At 69.9% G+C, this 19582-nt stretch carries 19 protein-coding genes and 1 tRNA gene; 14 read left to right on the top strand and 6 right to left on the bottom strand.

Going from position 1 to position 19582, the window contains the following annotated elements; genetic code table 11:
- Both HNO80_RS04830 and HNO80_RS04825 read left to right on the top strand, forming a co-directional pair.
- Window positions 1-75, top strand: a tRNA-Val gene (locus HNO80_RS04830).
- A 171-nt stretch (window positions 76-246) separates the two neighbouring features.
- A complete protein-coding gene (locus HNO80_RS04825; protein WP_175321703.1) occupies window positions 247-513 on the top strand; it encodes an antitoxin in 267 nt (88 codons plus the stop codon).
- Window positions 514-636: 123 nt separating this feature from the next.
- Here HNO80_RS04825 and zapE read toward each other — a convergent pair whose 3' ends face one another.
- Window positions 637-1674 carry a cell division protein ZapE gene (gene zapE, locus HNO80_RS04820; RefSeq protein ID WP_175321702.1) on the bottom strand — a complete coding sequence of 346 codons (1038 nt, stop codon included), beginning with the start codon at window positions 1672-1674 and terminating at the stop codon, window positions 637-639.
- A gap of 216 nt (window positions 1675-1890) precedes the next feature.
- Here zapE and HNO80_RS04815 point away from each other — a divergent pair, with 216 nt between their 5' ends.
- The 3 genes from HNO80_RS04815 to ybaK are packed head-to-tail and all read left to right on the top strand — an operon-like array spanning window position 1891 to window position 3846.
- Entirely contained in the window at window positions 1891-2817 is a 927-nt protein-coding gene (locus HNO80_RS04815) for a sulfurtransferase (protein ID WP_175321701.1), read from the top strand.
- 48 nt (window positions 2818-2865) lie between these two features.
- Window positions 2866-3336 (top strand): SufE family protein, encoded by a 471-nt coding sequence (locus HNO80_RS04810; RefSeq protein WP_175321700.1) that lies wholly within the window; start codon window positions 2866-2868, stop codon window positions 3334-3336.
- A gap of 9 nt (window positions 3337-3345) precedes the next feature.
- Window positions 3346-3846, top strand: coding sequence for a Cys-tRNA(Pro) deacylase (ybaK, locus tag HNO80_RS04805; protein ID WP_175321699.1), 501 nt, complete (start codon window positions 3346-3348; stop codon window positions 3844-3846).
- 205 nt (window positions 3847-4051) lie between these two features.
- On the opposite strand, the gene HNO80_RS04800 is transcribed toward ybaK, so the two are convergent.
- Window positions 4052-5374 carry an alpha/beta hydrolase family protein gene (locus tag HNO80_RS04800; RefSeq protein WP_175321698.1) on the bottom strand — a complete coding sequence of 441 codons (1323 nt, stop codon included), beginning with the start codon at window positions 5372-5374 and terminating at the stop codon, window positions 4052-4054.
- Window positions 5375-5475: 101 nt separating this feature from the next.
- Between HNO80_RS04800 and HNO80_RS04795 the strand changes: the two genes are divergently transcribed.
- From HNO80_RS04795 to HNO80_RS04755, 9 genes are all read left to right on the top strand, one after another.
- The gene (locus tag HNO80_RS04795; RefSeq protein ID WP_175321697.1) at window positions 5476-5967 is read left to right on the top strand and encodes a hypothetical protein; all 492 of its coding nucleotides are present in this window, start codon (window positions 5476-5478) and stop codon (window positions 5965-5967) included.
- A 14-nt stretch (window positions 5968-5981) separates the two neighbouring features.
- Window positions 5982-6524, top strand: coding sequence for a peptide-methionine (R)-S-oxide reductase MsrB (msrB, locus tag HNO80_RS04790; protein WP_175321696.1), 543 nt, complete (start codon window positions 5982-5984; stop codon window positions 6522-6524).
- Between the two features lie 148 nt (window positions 6525-6672).
- Window positions 6673-8094 (top strand): DUF6421 family protein, encoded by a 1422-nt coding sequence (locus HNO80_RS04785; protein ID WP_175321695.1) that lies wholly within the window; start codon window positions 6673-6675, stop codon window positions 8092-8094.
- Window positions 8091-8825: an SDR family NAD(P)-dependent oxidoreductase gene (locus HNO80_RS04780; RefSeq protein WP_175321694.1), complete on the top strand. Its 735-nt coding sequence runs from the start codon at window positions 8091-8093 to the stop codon at window positions 8823-8825. Before HNO80_RS04785 ends, HNO80_RS04780 begins: the two co-directional genes overlap by 4 nt.
- 35 nt (window positions 8826-8860) lie before the next feature.
- Complete coding sequence (locus tag HNO80_RS04775; RefSeq protein ID WP_175321746.1) at window positions 8861-9964, top strand: threonine aldolase family protein; 1104 nt, start codon at window positions 8861-8863, stop codon at window positions 9962-9964.
- A gap of 81 nt (window positions 9965-10045) precedes the next feature.
- Entirely contained in the window at window positions 10046-10690 is a 645-nt protein-coding gene (locus HNO80_RS04770) for a DUF3000 domain-containing protein (RefSeq protein ID WP_175321693.1), read from the top strand.
- Between the two features lie 63 nt (window positions 10691-10753).
- Window positions 10754-12160, top strand: coding sequence for an HRDC domain-containing protein (locus tag HNO80_RS04765; RefSeq protein WP_175321692.1), 1407 nt, complete (start codon window positions 10754-10756; stop codon window positions 12158-12160).
- A 139-nt stretch (window positions 12161-12299) separates the two neighbouring features.
- Complete coding sequence (locus tag HNO80_RS04760; RefSeq protein ID WP_175321691.1) at window positions 12300-13571, top strand: thiolase family protein; 1272 nt, start codon at window positions 12300-12302, stop codon at window positions 13569-13571.
- A complete protein-coding gene (locus tag HNO80_RS04755) occupies window positions 13568-15733 on the top strand; it encodes a 3-hydroxyacyl-CoA dehydrogenase NAD-binding domain-containing protein (RefSeq protein ID WP_175321690.1) in 2166 nt (721 codons plus the stop codon). Before HNO80_RS04760 ends, HNO80_RS04755 begins: the two co-directional genes overlap by 4 nt.
- Before the next feature lie 110 nt (window positions 15734-15843).
- On the opposite strand, the gene HNO80_RS04750 is transcribed toward HNO80_RS04755, so the two are convergent.
- The 4 genes from HNO80_RS04750 to HNO80_RS04735 form a co-directional block, all read right to left on the bottom strand.
- Window positions 15844-16194: a VOC family protein gene (locus HNO80_RS04750; RefSeq protein WP_175321689.1), complete on the bottom strand. Its 351-nt coding sequence runs from the start codon at window positions 16192-16194 to the stop codon at window positions 15844-15846.
- A 95-nt stretch (window positions 16195-16289) separates the two neighbouring features.
- Window positions 16290-17891 carry an ATP-binding cassette domain-containing protein gene (locus HNO80_RS04745; RefSeq protein WP_175321688.1) on the bottom strand — a complete coding sequence of 534 codons (1602 nt, stop codon included), beginning with the start codon at window positions 17889-17891 and terminating at the stop codon, window positions 16290-16292.
- Window positions 17867-18619, bottom strand: a complete 753-nt coding sequence (locus HNO80_RS04740; protein ID WP_175321687.1) for an energy-coupling factor transporter transmembrane component T — start codon at window positions 18617-18619, stop codon at window positions 17867-17869. The genes HNO80_RS04745 and HNO80_RS04740 overlap by 25 nt, the downstream gene beginning before the upstream one ends.
- Before the next feature lie 3 nt (window positions 18620-18622).
- On the bottom strand, window positions 18623-19459 hold the full coding sequence (locus HNO80_RS04735; RefSeq protein WP_175321686.1) for an ECF transporter S component: 837 nt from the start codon (window positions 19457-19459) through the stop codon (window positions 18623-18625).
- Between the last annotated feature and the right edge of the window lie 123 nt (window positions 19460-19582).

Genomic DNA, 19582 nt, shown 5'->3' with positions numbered 1-19582 from the left:
GGGCGATTGGCGCAGCGGTAGCGCGCTTCCCTGACACGGAAGAGGTCACTGGTTCGATCCCAGTATCGCCCACCATGAAAGCAGCTCCCCTGGAGCTGCTTTTTTCGTTCCCCCTTCCCTTACCCCTTCCCGCGTCCCGCACAGAGTCTTTCTCCTCTGGGCGTACACCCTTGGCACGTCCCCACCCGGCGGTTAGGATCGGAAGCGCTAGGAGCGATCTGGCTCCGCGACTGAAGGGAGGTGCCCGTGGGTTTACTTGACGATCTAAAGGGCAAGGCTCAGCATCTGATTGGTGGCAACGAACAGGCCATCAAGGACGGCATCGAAAAGGCGGGTGATTTCGTCGATTCGAAGACCGGCGGAAAATACGCCGACAAGGTCGATTCCGCCCAGCGAGGCGCCTCCGACTTCGTGGACAACGCGGACGGCCGGCCGGCAACGGCCCCCGTCGCAGAGCCGCACGTCGCGGGTGAGCCACCAGTCGCCGGGGAACCCCGGCAGCAGGGCCTCTGACCCAGGTACGTCAGCGAGGTGCCGGTCCCGCCGTGAGGCGGCGCCGGCACCTTTGTCGTTTAACGGCCAACGCTGCCGCAGCCAACTGGCTGGCAGTAGTTGGGTGCCCGCCGCGGTTAGGGGCTAGGACGGCTCGTGGTTCTGGCCCTCCCGGGCCAGGGCGGTGAGCCGGGAGACGGCCCGGAAGTACTTCTTCATGTACCCGCCGGTCATCATTTCCTCGGTGAAGAGCTGGTCGAACGGCACGCCGCTGGCCAGGATCGGCACGTCCTTGTCGTACAGCCGGTCCGCCAGGACGACGAAGCGCAGCGCCACGGCCTGTTCGGTGATGGTCTCGACGTTGCGCCACACCACGCCGTCGATCCCATCGATCAGCTGCCGGTAGCGGCTCGGGTGCACGCCGGCCAGGTGGTTGATCAGGGTGCTGAACTCGTCCTTGGCCACCGTCTGGCCGTCGAACTCCGCCTGCATGTGGTGCGTAAGCTCGTCGTTGCGCAGCGGCGCGGGCGCCTTCGGCAGGCCGCGGTGGCGGTAGTCCTCGCCGTCGATCCGGACGACGTCGAACTGGTCCGCCAAGACCTGGATCTCGCGGGCGAAGTCGACGGCGGCGAAGCGGCCGTCACCGAGGGAGCCGGGCAGGGTGTTGGACGTCGCGGCGAGCTTGACCCCGGCGTCGGCGAGCTCGCGCATCAGCCGGGACATCAGCACCGTGTCACCCGGATCATCGAGCTCGAACTCATCGATGCAGACTAGCTTGTAGTGGCTGAGCGCCTCCACGGTCTTGCGGAACGACAGCGCCCCCACCAGGTTGGTGTACTCCACGAAGGTGCCGAAGGCCTTGGGGCCCGGGGCCGCGTGCCACAGCGAGGCCAGCAGGTGGGTTTTGCCGACGCCGAAGCCGCCGTCGAGGTAGATGCCCGCCCGCGAGGTGTCTTTCTTGCCGAAGAGCCGCTTGAACAGGCCGTCGCCGTCCCGGGAGCCGACGCCTGCGGCAAAGCTTTGCAGGGCATGCACCGCGTGGGCCTGGCTGGGCTGGGCCGGGTCCGGCCGGTAGCTGGCGAAGGACACCTCACCGAAGCGCGGCGACGGATAAAACCCGTTGAGGAGTTCATCCACGGAAACCGCCGGGGTTCTGGCGGCGAGCTGTTCGATCTGTACCAAGGTGGTCCGTTCTGCTGGTCTCGTGTCCCCAGAAAGAATACCGGCAAAGGGCGGGTTCCCTTCCGGACGCGGGAACGGACGTGACCAAGGCCATATTTCCGCGTATGTAGGCCCGGGAAGCAATCCCGCCGGGGCGTGGTTAGTGTGGAGGCAGACCCGGCGCCGTGCACCACCCCTGGCCCGGCCCCCCAAAAGCCCCAGTGAAAGGCCCACTTCATGCCCTACCCGGTTGAGCAGAACGAGAAATTCAGCGCCTACGCCCACCCCGAACGCCTGGTTTCCACCGAGTGGCTCGCTGCGGCACTCGAAGGCGGTGCGCTCGACGGCGGCAAACTGGTGGTCGTCGAGTCGGACGAGGACGTGCTGCTGTACGAAACCGGCCACATCCCCGGCGCGGTCAAGATCGACTGGCACACCGACCTGAACGACGAGGTCACCCGCGATTACGTGGACGGTGAAGCGTTTGCCGCACTGGCTGCCGCGAAGGGAATCTCCCGGGACAGCACCGTGGTGATCTACGGCGACAAGTCCAACTGGTGGGCCGCCTACGCGCTGTGGGTCTTCACTCTCTTCGGCCACGAGGACGTCCGTCTGCTCGACGGCGGCCGCGACAAGTGGATCGCCGAGGGACGCCCGATCACCACGGACCGGACAGTGCCCGCGGCGGGCGACTACCCCGTGGTCGAGCGCAACGACGCCCCGATCCGCGCCTTCAAGGAGGACGTGCTGGCGCACTTCGGCAAGCCGCTGATCGACGTCCGCTCGGCCGAGGAATACACCGGCCAGCGCACCCACATGCCGGCCTACCCGGAAGAGGGCGCCCTGCGCGGCGGCCACATCCCCACCGCCGCGTCCATCCCCTGGGCCCGCGCCGCCGCGGAGGACGGCACCTACCGCAGCCGCCCCGAACTCGAGGCTCTTTACCTGGAAGAGGCCGGGCTCAAGGAAGGCGACGACGTCGTTGCGTACTGCCGGATCGGCGAGCGGTCCAGCCACACCTGGTTCGCGCTCAAGTACCTGCTGGGCTTCGATACCGTCCGCAACTACGACGGATCCTGGACCGAGTGGGGAAACGCCGTGCGCGTACCGATCGTCAAGGGCGCCGATCGGGGCACCGTCCCGGCCGGATTCCAGAAGCAGTGACCGGACCCGGCCGGGACACAATCGCCGCCCGTGCGTAAGCTGGGACTGATGAATACTTCTGCCCTCCCGGCCGCCCTCGCGGAAATTGTTGACGACTTCCAAGCCCTCGAAGAAGCCGAGCGGCTCCAGCTGCTGCTTGAGTTTTCCCGCGAGCTGCCGGATCCCCCGACGCGCCTCCAGGACCACCCGGAGCTGATGGAGCAGGTGGTGGAATGCCAGTCGCCGCTGTTCCTGACGATCGAGACGGAACCCGGCGTCGACGGCCAGCCCGGCGGTGCACCGGAGCGGGTGCGTTTGTTCTTCAAGGCTCCGCCGGAGGCACCCACGACGCGCGGTTTCGCCGGCGTACTGCACGAGGGCCTCGACGGGCTCAGCCCGGCCGAGATCCTTGCCGTTCCGGACGACATGCCCGAACTCCTCGGCCTCACCCGCGCCATCACTCCCCTGCGGATGCGCGGTATGACGGCTATGCTCGGCCGGATCAAGCGCAAGGTCGCCGCCCTGCCGCAGCAGGGCTGAGCCGGTCCCGTGGCCCGCAAGCAAGCGTCCCAGGGAACCCCTGCCACCGCGGCACTCGCGGCGGCCGGGGTTTCCTTCGTTGCCCACCCCTACAGCCATGACCCCGCCGCGGCCAGCTACGGCCTGGAAGCCGCCGACGTGCTGGGGATCGACCCCGCCCGGGTATTCAAGACCCTCATGGTCGACGTCGACGGGCGCCTCGCCGTCGGCGTCGTGCCGGTCAGCGGCAACCTGGACCTGAAGGCGATGGCCGCCGCCCTGGGCGGCAAGAAGGCCGCGATGGCGGACCCGGCGACGGCGGAGCGCCGCACCGGCTACGTGCTCGGCGGCATCTCCCCGCTGGGACAGCGACAGCTCTCCCCCACCGTGGTCGACGAGAGCGCGTTGGAGCTGGAGACCATCCTGGTCTCGGGCGGCCGCCGTGGCCTGGACCTGGAGCTCAGCCCGGCCGAACTGATCCGGCTGACCGGCGCCAGCACGGCCCGGATCGGCACCCACAACCACCGCTGACGGCCGAACGTACACTTGGGGCCCGTTTTCCCGCCGGGGCGGGGCCGCAACTGTACGTTCGCCCGCCGGGGCGGGGCCGCAAGTGTACGTTCGCGCGCCGGGGCGGGGCCGCAACTGTACGTTCGCGCGCCGGGGCGGGGCCGCAACTGTACGTTCGCGCTCGTGGGCGGGGCCGCAACTGTACGTTCGCGCTCGTGCGAGAGTTTTAGCCCGCGGGTGACGACCGGGGCGCGAGCTGCTGCCGGAGCCAGGCCGTGACCAGCGACTCCCAGCGCTCCGGGTCGACGTTCCATTCCTTCGTGTGCCGTGCCGTGCTGAACGCTTCGAAGGTCACCATCTCCGGGTTCTTCTCCGCCAGGTCCGCGGACGGGCCGTAGGGAACGTATTCGTCGTCGACGGAATGCAGGATCAGCGTCGGCGTCCGGAGCTCCACGGCACGGGACACCCAGTCCATCGCCTTGAGGTCCACCGGCGCGGCCAGCCCGGTCAGGCGGCGGCCCAGCGGGTGGCTCATCATCAACTGCCCGTAGCGTCCAACGGCGGAGGGGATCCGGTTCAGCTCGGCGTGGTGCGCCAGGACATTCACCCAGTTAATCACCGGGGCGTCCAGCACCATGGCCCGGATCAGGTGGTGGTAGCGGGACAAATCCGCGGTCTGCAGGCAGATCGCGCCGCCCATGGACCAGCCGAAGAGCACCACCTCGTGGGCCCCCTGCTCCACCGCATATCCGATCGCGGCTTCGACGTCCCGCCACTCGGTGGAGCCCAGGCCGTAGCGGCCATCCGCGGCCGACGGCGCCAGGCCGTCGTTGCGGTAGGAGATCAGCAGGCTGGACAGGCCCAGCTCCCGGGCCACCCGGACGGCCCGCAGGCCCTCCTGCCGCGAGGCGCCGCGCCCGTGCACCATGATCGCCCAGGTTTCCGATGTCGGTGTCCCGGCCGCCGGGGCGGCCCTGACCAGCCACGCCGGCGCCGTCCCGCCGTCGACCTCAATCTCCACCTCTTCGAACGGCAGCCCGATGGCTGCGGGGTCCGGGTGAACGGCACCGCTCCAGTAGCCGCGCCGCGCCGTCGTCAGGTCCCCGCTGTAGACCGCCTCGACTTCGCGCAGCACCGTCTGCTCTGCGGGCGAATAGGACAGGATCCGGCCGAGGCGGGCATGGCCGCGGCCGCCGTCGAAAAAGAAACCGTAGACCCCCTCCACGGTGGAATCGGGGGTTGCCTTGAGGATGACCTGCAGCCCGCGGCCCTCGCGGATCACGGCCAACACCTCCTGGTCCTCGTCGCGAACCCGGACCGGCGTGATGACACGCCGGGCGAAGTACAGGGCCAGCGCCGAGGAACCGGCGGCGAGCAGCCCGGCTGCGGCGCTTCCGCCGATGATGCCGCCCAGCGCCCACTTGGCGTTCCCTGTCAGTCCGGTGTCCAGCACTCCGGTCTCCGGGCTTCCCGCGGGCAGAGTACGGGAACTCCATCGGGCAATCGGGGTCCGGGGCGTTGGCGGGGCGAGGCGCGGGGTGGATGCCATGGCACCATTCTTACCGAACTCCCGGCCTACCCCGGCATCCGGCGCACCCGTACCGCCATCGGTGCGGGTCTGCCCCGGCACAATACGGCTAGGCTGGGGGCATGAGCGACCCAATCGTCATCCTGACAGAAGAGCCCCTCGGCGCGGACGACCGCGTCAACCTCGAAACCCTCGTGGCCGACAGTGGTTCGCCGCTGGTGGTCCTGGTCCCGGCAAACACGGAGCGCCACCTGCTGGTGGACTTCCTGGAGAACCTCTCCATGCTGGAGATCGCCAAGGCGTTCCGGGAGTTGACTGCCAAGCACCCGGATCCGGCCGTGGAACGGACGGCGGCAGCCCAGACCCTGGCCGCGTCGCTGGCCGCGCTGGGCGGAATCGGCGGCGGCGTGACCGGCGAAATCGTCGAGGGCAAGGCCGTGGACGCCCTGGTCGCCAAGGTCAAGGAGCTGAACGCCGGGCAGGCCGTGGTGATCACCCGCCCGCACGCCGTCGCAGACACCTTCCACACCGACTGGGCCAACGAGGCCCAGGACAAGCTCGGCCTGCCGGTGCTGCATTTGTACGCCGGATCGGGATTTATCGGGGACTCCTGAGCGTTATTGACGTCATGAGCATCTTCAGCAACAAGCCCAAAGTCGCGCCCGTCACCTCCCCCGCGTCCTCCCCCGCCGGGGACGACGCCGGTTCCGCCGGCGTAGCGGCGGGAACGGCACCGGCCGGCCAGTCGCCGGTGGAAAAGACTGACCAGCAGTGGCGCGAGGAACTGACGCCTGAGGAATACCGGGTCCTGCGCCAGGCCGGAACGGAGCGGCCGTACACCGGAGAGTACTGGGACACGCACACCGAGGGCGTGTACCAGTGCCGGGCGTGCGGCACCGAACTCTTCACCAGCCGGGAGAAGTTCGATTCGCATTGCGGCTGGCCGTCCTTCTGGGCCCCGCTGGCGGACGGCACGGTGCGCTACATCCACGACCGAACCCTGGGGATGGAGCGGATCGAGGTGCGGTGCGCCGCCTGCGATTCGCACCTGGGCCACGTGTTCGAGGGCGAGGGCTACGGCACGCCCACGGACCAGCGCTACTGCATCAACTCGGTTTCCCTGAAGCTTGTCCCCGCGGCGGAGGCCACCGCCTCCGGCACGGACGCCTAAGCCAGCCCCGTTCCCGCTGGAGCTGGAACGCTGGGCGCAGCCTTAATGCCCCAGAGTTCCTTATGCTCGGCCCATTTTTGAGTTAGAGCTTCTGTTTGCTTGCTACGCTCGCCGTAGACGTTCCCAGCAACCAGAAAGGCGACTGACGATGACCATCACCGCCCTCACCGCCCCTGCCCCGATCACTGCCGGCTCCCCGGAATGGCAGCGCCTCAAGGCTGCCGCCACCGCCCTGCAGGCCCTCCAGATCCAGGACGGCTCCGTGCCGGATGCCGCCGACCATGAGGCCGCGGCCGGACACGTCGCCACCATCACGGGCGCGGTCGCCGCCCTGGCCCCTGCCTTCCCGCATGACGCGCGGTACCTGGAACTGCTGGCCCTCGACTTCAAGCGCTGGGCCGACGGCGGCTTCGGCGTTCCCGACTTCCTCGACTCCCTGCAGGCCTTCCAGCCGCAGCAGCACCGGGTCAACGGCCTGCAGCACCTCGTGGTCTTCCCGATGTACACCCAGAACGGCAGCAGCAACCGCCTGGTCGAGGCCGTGCTGATCGAGGTCATCTGGCCCGAGTTCATCGCCGGCCTGGAAGCGGGCGAGTACTCCAACAAACTCTTCGTGCCGATCCGTTTCCTCGACTTCACCCCCGGCTACGACACCAACTCGGCAGTACTCTTCCCCGAGACCGTGGCGGTCCGCGAGACCCCCACCTTCACCTGGGGCGCCATCTTCGCCGACCGCGAGGCCGCCCGCTTCCGCCGCGTGCTGCGCGCCGCCGCGGACATCACCTCGCTGCAGCTTCCCGAGGACGCCGCCGGCCTGCTCGAGGACCAGGAGCTGACCCAGGAAACCTTCGTCATGTGGGACCTCATCCACGACCGCACCCACATGCGCGGCGACCTGCCGTTCGACCCGTTCATGATCAAGCAGCGCATGCCGTTCTTCCTGTACTCGCTCGAGGAACTGCGCTGCGACCTCACCGCCTTCCGCGAATCGGTGAAGATCGAAAAGGACGAGGAGGCGGATCCGGAAGCCCGCCGGCACGCCAAGCTGGTCCAGTACGCCGTCATCTTCGACCGCATTTTCCGCTTCGCCATTACCGGCAGCCGGGTCCGCAACTACGACGGCCTCGGCGGCCAGCTGCTCTTCGCCTGGATGCACCAGCACCACGTGCTGCACTGGACCGACAGCAAGCTCAGCATCGACTGGGACGAGGTGGCCGACGTCGTGGTGGAACTCGGCGCCCGGATCGAGGAACTGTACTGGCGCTCGATCGACCGCCCCAAGATGGCCCACTGGCTGGCCGCCTACGAGCTGATCTCCGGCACCGTCACGCCCAACCCGGCGTCGGTCTGGGCCAAGGGACCGGGCGCCCTGCCGCTGGACGGGCCGCCGCGCGGCCTGACCGACCAGGTGCTGGACGATGAGTTCCCGCTCTCCATGTTCTACGAGGCGCTGGAGAAGAAGATGCGGCCCGTGATCGAATCGACCGCCGGCATCACGGGGTCGACAGACACCAACACAGACACCAACCCGGCCGCGGGCTCCGCCAGCCAGGCCATGAACGCCGGATGAGCGACGGGCGCGCCCTCAACATCCTGGTAGCCGGCGGCAGCAGCCCGTCCGGGATCGCCGTGGCCCGCGCCCTGCGGGGTGCAGGCCACGCTGTGTTCACCGTGGGTTCCGATGCCGCCCGGATCGAGGCCGCCGCCGCGAAAGCCGGCTCCGGCGTGGTGCCGCTGGCCTGCGACCTCGCCGATCCGGCGGCGGTCCGGGACCTCCATGCGGCGCTCACGGAGCGTGCCGGGCGCATCGACGGCGTGATCCACCTGGTGGGCGGCTGGCGCGGCGCCAAGGGGATCACCGACCAGAGCGACGAGGACTGGGACTTCCTGGAACGCAACGCCGTCACCACGCTCCGCAACGCCAGCCGGACCTTCTACGACGACCTGGCCGCCTCGGATGCCGGGCGCCTAGCGATCGTCTCGTCCACCGCGGTGGCCAGCCCGACGGCGGCCGGCGCCAGCTACGCGGCGGCCAAGGCCGCCGCCGAGGCCTGGACCCTCGCGGTGGCCGACGGCTTCCGACGCGCCCAGGCAGGACACAAGGAGGAGCCGGTGGAGCAGCACAGCGCCGCCGTCGTCTTCGTGGTGAAGGCCCTCGTCGACGCGGCCATGCGCGCAGCCTCCCCGGAACGCAAGTTCCCGGGCTTCACCGACGTCGAGGAGCTGGCGGCGGCCGCCGTCGGGCTCTTCCGGACCCCTGCCGCGGAATTGAACGGCCGGCGGCTGCCACTTAGCCGCTGAGCCGGCACCTCTACACTGAAAGCGTGAGTAAAGCGATGACCAGCACGGTCGAAACCAACACCATTGACACTGCCCCGGCCAGCACCGCGGTGCGGCTCCATGATCCCTCCGTCCGGGGCTTCGCCTCGGACAATTACTCCGGCGTGCACCCCGAGGTGCTCGCCGCCCTGGCCGCGGCCAACGAAGGCCACCAGGTGTCCTACGGCGAGGACGATTACACGGCCCGTCTACAGCAGCTGATGGAACAGCACTTCGGTGCGGGCATCGAGTGTTTCCCGGTCTTCAACGGCACGGGCGCGAACGTCCTCTCGCTCCAGTCCCTGCTGCCCCGCTGGGGCGCCGTGATTTGCGCCTCCACGGCCCACATCAACATGGACGAGAACGGCGCGCCGGAGCGGATCGGCGGGATCAAGCTGCTGCAGGTCCCGACGCCGGACGGCAAGCTCACCCCGGCCCTGATCGACCAGGAGGCCTGGGGCTGGGGCGACGAGCACCGCGCCCAGCCGCTGGCCGTCTCGATCACGCAGACCACCGAGCTGGGCACCTGCTACACCCCCGAGGAGGTCCGGGCCATCGCGGAGCATGTCCACTCCAAGGGCATGAAGCTGCACATGGACGGCGCCCGGCTGGCCAACGCCGCCGCCCACCTGGGGGTGCCGCTGCGCGCCTTCACCCGCGACGCCGGCGTGGACATCCTCTCCTTCGGCGGCACCAAGAACGGGCTGCTCTTCGGCGAGGTGGTGGTGGCGCTGAACCCCGACGCCGCCCATGGCCTGGTCTACCTGCGCAAGATGAACATGCAGCTGGCCTCCAAGATGCGGTTCATGTCCGCGCAGTTCATCGCCCTGCTCGAGGGCGACCTGTGGCTGCGCTCGGCCTCGCACGCCAACGCGATGGCGGCCCGGCTGCGCGCCGGCGTCGAGTCGATCCCCGGCGTCGAACTGAGCCAGAAGACCGAATCCAACGGCGTCTTCGCCGTCCTGCCCGCCGGCGTGGCGGATCGGTTGCGGAAGTCCTTCCGCTTCTATGACTGGAACGAGGCGGCCCGTGAGGTCCGCTGGATGTGCTCCTTCGACACCACCGAGGAAGACGTTGATTCCTTCATCGCCGCGATCAAGCACGAACTCGCCGCCGGCTAGGCGGAGGGTGGCGCCCAGTCCCGTCCCGGCCGGGCGGCGAGCCTGCCGGGTCGGGACGTGCCCCGTGCATAATCTTTCACTGTGAACCCACTCGACCAGGTTCCGGCGGATTTTCTCTTCGCCCTGGGGACGCTTCGAAATGCACGGTGCCGCAGCGAGTTGCGCCTCGATGAGATCCCGGCCCCCGGCCGGCTTGCTCCCTACGCGGTGGCGCTCGGCGCGGAAGTCGTCGTCCCCGGCGACGCCGCAACAGGGGCGGTCCACGGCCCGGCGGCGGCTGCGCTGGCCCCGGCGTCCGGCAGCGACGACGTCGAACTCGCCACCGGCCGGTTCATCCTCCTGCATGACCCGGACGGCTCCGCGGTCTGGGACGGCGAATTCCGGATCGTCACCTACATCCGCGCCCAGCTGGAGCCGGACATGGGCAACGACGAGATGCTCGGCTCCGTCGCGTGGACCTGGCTCGTGGAGGCGCTGGAAAACCACCAGGCGGAATACCGATCGGCCGGCGGCACAGCCACCCGGGTGCTCTCGGAAAGCTTCGGCACGCTCGCCGACCGGCCCGGCACCATCGACATTGAACTCCGCGCCTCCTGGACACCGGCCGGCCGGGACATCACCGCCCACCTGGAGGCGTGGTCGGACATGGTCTGCACCTTTGCGGGCCTGCCGCCGCTGCCCGACGGCGTCTCCGCGCTGCCGCGCCGGCGCCCACGGCAGCCATGACCGGACCCCGGCAGCCGCAGCTTCGGCCTGCAACGACGGCGATGTCGGTAAACTGGGGTCATCATGACCCCTCATAATCCGGAAATCACCACGGCGGGCACCGCCTCAAACACAGCCTCAAGCACCGTCGCCAGCACAGCCTCCAGCACCGCAGAGGCGGCTGGCGCGGCGGCCCACATCACGGTGGAAGGCTTTGACAGCCTGGTCCCCGAGGTCATCGACCTCGACGCTCCCCGCGACGGCGTCCCGCTCGTTATCGAGACCCGGGCAGGACTGGAACGCTGCGCTGCGGCCCTGGCCGCCGGCCACGGCCCCGCGGGAGTGGACGCCGAACGCGCCTCGGGATTCCGGTACGGCCAGCGCGCCTTCCTCGTCCAGATCCGCCGCGAGGGCGCAGGAACCTGGCTGATCGACCCGGAGCCCTTCGGTGACCTGGGCATTATCAATGAGGCCCTGCGCGGCGTCGAGTGGATCCTGCACGCGGCCAGCCAGGACCTCCCCTGCCTGTCCGAACTCGGCATGTGGCCGGACAAACTCTTCGACACCGAACTCGCCGCACGGCTGGCCGGACTGCCGAGGGTTGGCCTCGCCGCCGTCATCGAACAGCTGCTGGGCTTCGGCCTGGCCAAGGAACACTCCGCGGCCGACTGGTCCACGCGCCCGCTGCCGGAGCCCTGGCTGCGCTACGCCGCGCTCGACGTCGAGGTCCTCACCGAACTCCGCGAAGAGCTGATCGAACTCCTCACCGCCGACGGCAAACTGGAGTACGCCGAGCAGGAATTCGCCGCGATCCTCGAAGCGGGCCAGGCCCCGCCGCGCGTCGACCCGTGGCGCAAGACCTCCGGGCTGCACCAGATCCGCGACCGCCGCCAGCTCGCCGCCGTGCGCGAACTCTGGCTGGAGCGCGACTCCCTGGCGCAGAAGCGCGACGTCGCCCCGGGCCGGCTCATCCCCGATTCCTCCCTCGTGGCCGCCGCCAAGGCCATGCCCAGCACCGTGCCGCAGCTGCTCGGCACCAAGGGCTTCCACGGCAGGGCCGCGCAACGCGAGGCTCCGCGCTGGCTGCGCTGCATCAGCACGGCCCGCAGCCTTGAGGAGCTCCCGCCGCTGCACCTGCCCACCAACGCTCCCCCGCCGCCGCGCGTCTGGGCCGACCGGGATCCGGAGGCCGCGGCACGGCTCGCGACCGCCCGGCCCAAGCTGCAGGCCCGGGCCGAGGAGCTGAACCTGCCGGTCGAAAACCTGCTCACCCCGGACTACCTCCGCCGCGTGGCATGGCGTCCCCCAGTGGAGATCAGCGAGGAAGGCATCGCCGAGGAGCTCCAGAACCTCGGCGCCCGCCAATGGCAGATCCAGCTCACCGCTCCGCTGATCGCCGAGGCTTTCCTGAACCCGCAGCCGCTGCCGCCGAAGGAAGCCAAGGCCGCCGCGGCCTCCGCTGCCGAAACCGGGCCCGACGCCGTTTCCTGACGGGCGGCCCGTCACTCCTTGCCAGCTAAGTTACTCATGAGTAACATAGCTAGGGATGCCGCCAGGATCATTGCTGTTCCTCCGAGCCCACCGGCCGGGGACAGGGATCCGGCACCCATGTCTCAATGAGGAGTAATACGTGAGCCAAGCCAGCAGCGCACAGCCGACAATCGGACGAAGCAGGACCATCCGCGAGGTCGTTTTTGTTGACGGCGTCCGCACCCCGTTCGGCCGCGCCGGCGAGAAGGGTATCTACGCCGGAACCCGCGCCGATGACCTCGTGGTCAAGTGCATCCGCGAACTCATGCGCCGCAACCCGGCACTGCCGGCCGAGCGCATCGACGAGGTGGCCATCGCCGCCACGACGCAGACCGGTGACCAGGGACTGACCATCGGCCGCACCGCCGCCCTGCTGGCCGGGCTGCCGCGGACCGTTCCCGGCTTCGCGATCGACCGGATGTGCGCCGGCGCCATGACCGCCGTGACGACGACGGCCAGCGGCATCGGCTTCGGCGCCTACGACGTCGTGATTGCCGGCGGCGTTGAGCACATGGGCAACCACCCGATGGGTGCCGGCGCGGACCCCAACCCGCGCTTTATGTCCGAACGGATCGTGGACCCCGCCGCCCTGAACATGGGCAACACCGCGGAAAACCTGCACGACCGCTTCCCCGCCATCACCAAGGAACGCACGGACGCTTACGCCGTGGCCTCCCAGGACAAGCTGGCAGCGGCCTACGCCAAGGAACAGATCCAGCCGGACCTGGTCCCCGTGGCCACCATGAAGCCCGGCCAGGGCTGGACCGTCAACACCGTGGATGAACCGCCGCGCCCGGGCACCTCGGTGGAGGACCTCGCCGCGCTGCGCACCCCGTTCCGCGCGCACGGCCGCGTCACCGCCGGCAACGCCGCCGGCCTCAACGACGGAGCCACCGCAGCCCTGCTGGCCTCCGCCGACGCCGCCGAGGAGCTTGGCCTGCCGGTCAAGATGCGCCTGGTCAGCTACGCCTTCGCCGGCGTCGAACCGGAAGTCATGGGCATCGGCCCGGTCCCGGCCACCGAAAAGGCGTTGAAGAACGCCGGGCTCGGCATCGACGATATCGGCCTGTTCGAAATCAACGAGGCCTTCGCCGTCCAGGTGCTCAGCTTCCTGGACCACTTCGGCATCGCCGACGACGACCCCCGGGTGAACCGCTACGGCGGCGCGATCGCCGTCGGGCACCCGCTCGCTTCGTCCGGCGTCCGGCTGATGAACCAGCTGGCCCGCCAGTTTGAGGAAGACCCCGGGGTCCGCTTCGGCATGACCACCATGTGCATCGGCCTGGGCATGGGTGCCACCGTCATCTGGGAGAACCCGCACCACGCCGATTACGGCACCGACTACACCACCAAGACTGGAGCCGCAGCATGAGCGCCGCCGATTACCACACGCTTGCCGAGCTGTTTCCGAACGAGACTGTAACGCACTCCTACGTCCAGGACATCCAGCTCCCCGCCGTCAACGGCAAGAGCCCCGGCACCTTCGCCCTGATCACGCTGGACAACGGCCTGGACCACTCCAAACCCACCACCCTGGGCCCGAACACCCTGATTGAGCTCGGCACCGTGCTCGAGGGACTGCGGGACCGTGCCGCGCGAGGTGAGATCGTCGGCGTCGGCGTGACCGGCAAGCCGTACTTCCTGGTCGCCGGCGCGGACCTGTCCACGGTCAAGTCGGTCAGCGGCCGTGAGCAGGGCCTTTGGATGGCCCAGCTCGGCCACGACGTCTACGCCACCCTGGCGAACCTCGGCGTCCCAAGCTTCGCGTTCATCAACGGCCTGGCCCTGGGCGGCGGGCTGGAGATCGCCCTGCAGTCCACCTACCGCACCGTCTCCACCGGGGCCGGGGCGCTGGCCCTGCCGGAAGCGTTCATCGGGCTGATCCCGGGCTGGGGCGGGGTCTACATCCTGCCGCGGCTGATCGGCCCCGAGAACGCCGTCAAGGTGATGATCGAGAACCCGCTGAGCAACAACCGCACCCTGACGGGCCCGCAGGCCTACGAGCTCGGCGTGGCGGACGCCATCTTCGAGCCGGCCGACTTCGTCGAGCAGTCCGTCGCCTGGGCCGCGCGGGTGATCGCCGGCGCAGTCGCACCGGAACGCGCCAACGCCGTCGACCCCTCCGCGCCGGACGTTGCCGACCGCTGGGCCGGCGCCGTCGCGGCGGGCCGCGCGTTCGTGGAGGCCAAGACCTCCAACGCCTCCCCGGCCCCGGCCAAGGTGCTGGACGTGCTGGAAGCCAACCGCGCCCTGACGCAGGCCGAATCGGCGGAGCTGGAGTGCCAGACCCTGGCGGATCTCATGCAGACCGACGAGTTCCGCTCCACGGTGTACGCCTTCCTGGACCTCGTGCAGCGCCGTTCCAAGCGGCCCGCGGGTGCCCCGGACCGCAAGCTCGCCCGCCCGGTCACGAAGATCGGCGTCGTCGGCGCCGGCCTGATGGCCAGCCAGCTTGCGCTGCTCTTCGCCCGCCAGCTCAAGGTACCGGTCGTCATGACGGACATCGACCAGGCGCGCGTGGACAAGGGCGTGGACTACGTGCACGCCGAGGTGGACAAGCTGCTGGCGAAGAAGCGGATCAGCGCGGACGCGGCCAACCGGACCAAGGCCCTGGTCAGCGGCTCGGTCTCCAAGGAGGCCTTCGCCGACGCCGACTTCGTGATCGAGGCCGTGTTCGAGGAGCTCAGCGTCAAAAAGCAGGTGTTCAAGGAGGTCGAGGCGATCGTCTCGCCGGAGTGCATCCTGGCCACCAACACCTCTTCGCTGTCCGTCACGGCCATGGCCGAGGACCTGCAGTATCCCGAGCGCCTGGTGGGCTTCCACTTCTTCAACCCGGTGGCCGTGATGCCGCTGCTGGAGATCGTCCGCGCGCCGAAGACCGACGACGCCGTGCTGGCCACCGCGTTCGAGCTGGCCAAGGGCCTGAAGAAGTCCGCGGTGCTGGTCAAGGATGCGGCCGCCTTCGTGGTCAACCGGCTCCTGCTGCGGCTGATGGGCGAAGTGACCGCCGCGTTCGATGAGGGCACCCCGGCCGAGGTGGCGGACAACGCGCTGCGCCCGATGGGCCTGCCGATGACACCGTTCACGCTCGGCGCCATGGTGGGGCTGCCGGTCGCGCAGCACGTGCAGGAATCCCTGCACGACGCCTTCGGGGACCGTTTCACCGTGTCCCGGAACCTGCAGGCGCTGATCGACAACGGTGTCAGGTCCATCTGGGATCCGGCCTCGGTAAAGGCCGGCAAGCCGGTCATCCCGGCCGAGACGCTGGCCCTGATGACCTTCGGTGATTCGCCCTCCACCGCAGAGGAAGTGCTGCGCCGCACGCAGGACGCCCTCGCGGAGGAAATCGGCCTGATGCTGGCCGAAGGCGTGGTGGCCGGACCGGAGGACATCGACCTCTGCATGATCCTCGGCGCCGGCTGGCCGATGTTCCTGGGCGGCATCACCCCGTACTTGGACCGGGTGGGCGCCTCCGAACGGGTCACCGGCAAGAAGTTCCTGGCACCCGGCGTCGCGTCAGAACCGGCAGCCTAAGCACCGGCCGCCTAGCGGCCGAAGACGCAGGCGCCGTTGCCCCCCGCTGTCAGAGCGGGGGCGGCGGCGCCTTCGTGCGTTCGGCCCGGGCCCCGGTCCCCCAGCGGCTGCTAGCACTCGCAGATCATCAGCACATTGCCGTCCGGGTCCTTGAAGTTGAACCACTGCCCGTCCCGGATCTCGGCCACCTCGGCCCCGGTGTCCTGCACGCGGAGGTACGCGGCCTGGATGTCTGCCGTGTTGAGATGGAACGCGGGGACGCGAAAGACCGCGTCAGCGGAGTAGATCTTGCTGTCCAGGACTAGGCCCGCACCGTTCATCGGCAGCACATAAAGATGGCCGAAGAGGATTTCGCCGTCGGCCGGGACACCGAGCAGGCCGCAATACCAGTCCCGGGCCTTGGCAATGTCGCTGACCGGGACGAAAACCGTTCCAATCTGGCGGGCGATGGGGTTCTTCAACGGTTCCTCCTGGTGAATGGCCGGCCTGCTCTGGCACGGGAAAACTCCAAGAAATATACAGTGCCGGGCGGCAGTTGGTTCGTTACCGGCGCCCGTCAGATTTCCCGCAGGCTGCCGCCGTCGAGCGCGAGGATGCGCTGGGCGTTGGCGCGCGCGTAGGCGAGGTCGTGCGTGACCAGCACGACGCCGGCGCCCCGCGCCGCTGCGGCCGCGATGGCGTGCTGCAGCCGTTCGAGCCCATGCCGGTCCAGTCCCACGGTGGGCTCATCCAGCGCGATGACGGCCGGCCTGCGGGCCAGGACTGTGGCCAGGGCAAGCAACCGCTGCCTGGACGACGGCAGCTCCGCCGGGTGCGCCTGCGCGGCGTCGGAGAGGCCGACGGCGGCCAGCGCCTCCTGCGCGCGGCCGGCCGCCGCCTCCGCGCCGGCGAGCCGCCGCAGCCCGAAGCCGACCTCCCGCAGCACCGTCCGTTCGAAGAGCTGGTCACGCGGCTGCTGGAACAACATCCCGACCGAGGCGGCGATGCGGCCCGTCGGGATCCGGTCGATGCCCCCTCCTTCGACGCGCACCTCGCCGGCCTGCGGCCGCAACAGTCCGTTGAAGTGGCGCAGCAGCGTGGATTTGCCGGTCCCGTTGGGGCCGGTGATAGCGACAATTTCCCCCGGGCGTACGGTCAGGTCCAGGTCACGCAGCAGGGCTACTGGGGGCACGACCCCGGCCGGCCCCCTTGCGGATCTCGCGCCGCGCGTCTCGCCTGACCCGTAGCCGAAGCCGATGCCCCGCAGTTCAAGGACCGGGGTCGACGCGGCGGCCAAGGGCAGGTCCCCGGGAGTCCCGGCGGGCAGGCCCTCCGCCACGACGCCCGCGTCGCGGAGCGCGGCCCCGTTCCCCAGCTCGGCCGGCGGGCCTTCCGCCGTTACCGTGCCGCCGTTCAGGACGATCCAGTGCCCCGCGCTGCGGGCCAGCGCGTCGGCCGTCTGGCTCAGGAGCACGACGGCGGTGCCGGCGTCGAGCAGCCGGTCCACCAGCGTCCGGAGCTGGCTGGCACCGTCGGCGTCGAGGGACGCCAGCGGTTCATCGAGCACCAGCACTTCGGGGTCGGCGATGGCCGCGCATGCGACTGCCAGCCGGCGCAGCTCGCCGCCGGAGAGCTCCGCCGGGTCCCGCTCCAGCAGCCCGGACAGGCCGGTTTGTTCGGCGATCCGGGCCACCTGCCGGATCATCTCGAGGCGGGGCACGCCCCGGTTTTCCAGGCCGAAGGCCAGTTCTTCCGCCACCGTGGAGCGCACCGAGGACAGCATGGCGGCGGCGTCCTGCGGCACGTAACCCACCCGGCCGGACCAGGCAGCGGGGTTGATCCGGGGGTCGCCGCTGCCGCCGTGGAATTCCAGGCGGTCCGCGCCCAGCGCCAGGCTGCCGCGCAGGACCCCGGAATGGCCGCCCCGAAGCCAGCCGGCGATCAGCTTGCCGAGGGTGGTCTTGCCACTGCCGGAACCGCCCAGCACGGCGGTCAGGGTTCCCGGCAGGACGGCGAGCTGCACGTCCCGCAGCGCCTCGACCGCGTCCCCGTGGAAGCTGAAGCTGCGGATCCGGGCGGCGGCCGCGGGCAGGGTCACGGCGGCGGGCTGCCCGTCTTCTGCGGGTTGCCCGAGCTGTGCGCGTCCGTCCCCGGTCACGTAGGCACCGCCGCAGGCCATGCCGTGGAGAGCCGCAGCACGACAGCGGCCGCGGCCAGCAGGAGAGCTGTGGCCCGGAAGATGCGCTGAGCCGGAGGGTCCTGCAGTTGCCGGTAGCTGGTCCGTGGCCCGGTGGTGCCGAACCCCCGCGCGTCCAGGGCCTGCGCCCGGAGCCCGGCATCTTCCACCAGGCCCAGGACCAGCGGGACCGCCTGCAGCCTGGCCGCGGCCAGCCGGGACAGCAGCCCGCGCCCGACCACCAGCCCGCGCGCTTCCTGGGCCTGACGGATCTTCTCCAGCCGTTCGGCCATCGCAGGGACCAGCGTGAGCGTGGCGGCGAGCACGAAGCTGAATTGCGGAGGGATGCGCCGCGCGGCGAGGGCGGTCAGCAGATCCGGGACGCTGACGGTGAAGGAAAACAACAGGAGCAGCAAGACGCACGCGGCTGTCCGCGAGGCCAGCTCCAGGGCGAAGCCGAGTCCTTCGGCGGTGACCCGGGCCGGCCCCCACTGCGCCAGCACGGTGTGCCCCTCCGGGAAGAACAAGCCGTGCAGCACCAGCAGGGACAGGAACAACGGTGCGAGGATGACCCCGGCAGCCAACAGCACCCGGGCCGCCACGCCCGTGCGTGCGGCGAGCAGCACAGCGGCCAGGGCCACGGCGACGGACAGCGGCCAGCTGCCGGCCGCCGTCGTCATGACCGCGGCGCAGCAGGCCGCGGTCAAGGCCGTGAGCGGGTGCAGGCGCATGGCCTAGGCTGCGGGGTCCGCCGGGAGCTTACCCGCGAGCACCCGGAAACGGCGAACGAAGGCGAACTGGAACGTCGTGCGCCGCGGCAGCGCGTAGGCCAGCAGTGCGGCGATCGTGAAGACAATGGCCTTGTCCATCGGGTCGGAGATGAGTGCCTGCTTGGTGATCGCGGCCAGCAGGGTGTCGCCCATGGCACGGAACGCGCTGACGATGGCGCCGGTGCCCAGGCCCGCGGTCCCGCCGTAGACAAAGGCTGCGATCGGGGCGGAGACGACGCCGGCCAGGATGCCGGTAAGGAAGCCGGCGACGGGCGCGAGATAGAAGCGGCGGAACAGTCCCCCGCGGGCGGCCAGCCCGGCGAGGAACCCGATCAGGGCCGCGCCGGCGGCGAAGGGCAGCACGGTGGGGTTGAAGAAGGACCAAACGATGCTGCCGAGCACTCCGGTGGCGGCACCGGCAGCCGGCCCGGCGAGGACGGCGATCAGGACCGTGCCGATCGCGTCCAGGTAGAACGGCAGGCCGGTGCTGCCCATCAGTTGGCCGAGGACCACGTTCAGCACAATCGCCACCGGCATCAGGACAAGGGTGGAGGTGGGGAGGACGGGCAGCACGGCGACGAGCAGCAGCACCGCGCCGAGCAGGAAGCCGCCGAGGGCAACCAGGGCGGAGAAGCTCGCCGGTCCGTTAGCGATCTCGACGGGCTGGGTGAGGACGAGGAAGACGTAGGTGGCGGCGATGGCCGTGGCGCCTGCGATTTCGAGCAGCCGGCGGCGGCCGGGTGCCGTGCCGGCTCCGGTGCGGGAGCCTGCGTCGGGGAGGGTCAGGGACTGCGGTGACATGGGAAGAGTCCTTCGGCTGGGGTTTGCAACAACCGCCTCATGTCACCTCGGCGCAGCTACCATCTTAGCGATCGGGCGGGCCGCCCGGGAACACCGGCCCCGCGGGCCCGGCCGACGCCCGCG

This window comes from Arthrobacter sp. C9C5 (assembly GCF_013359735.1).
Taxonomy (GTDB): Bacteria; Actinomycetota; Actinomycetes; order Actinomycetales; family Micrococcaceae; genus Arthrobacter.
Note: the sequence above shows the minus strand (reverse complement) of the source record. Positions and strands in the feature narration are given on the sequence as shown.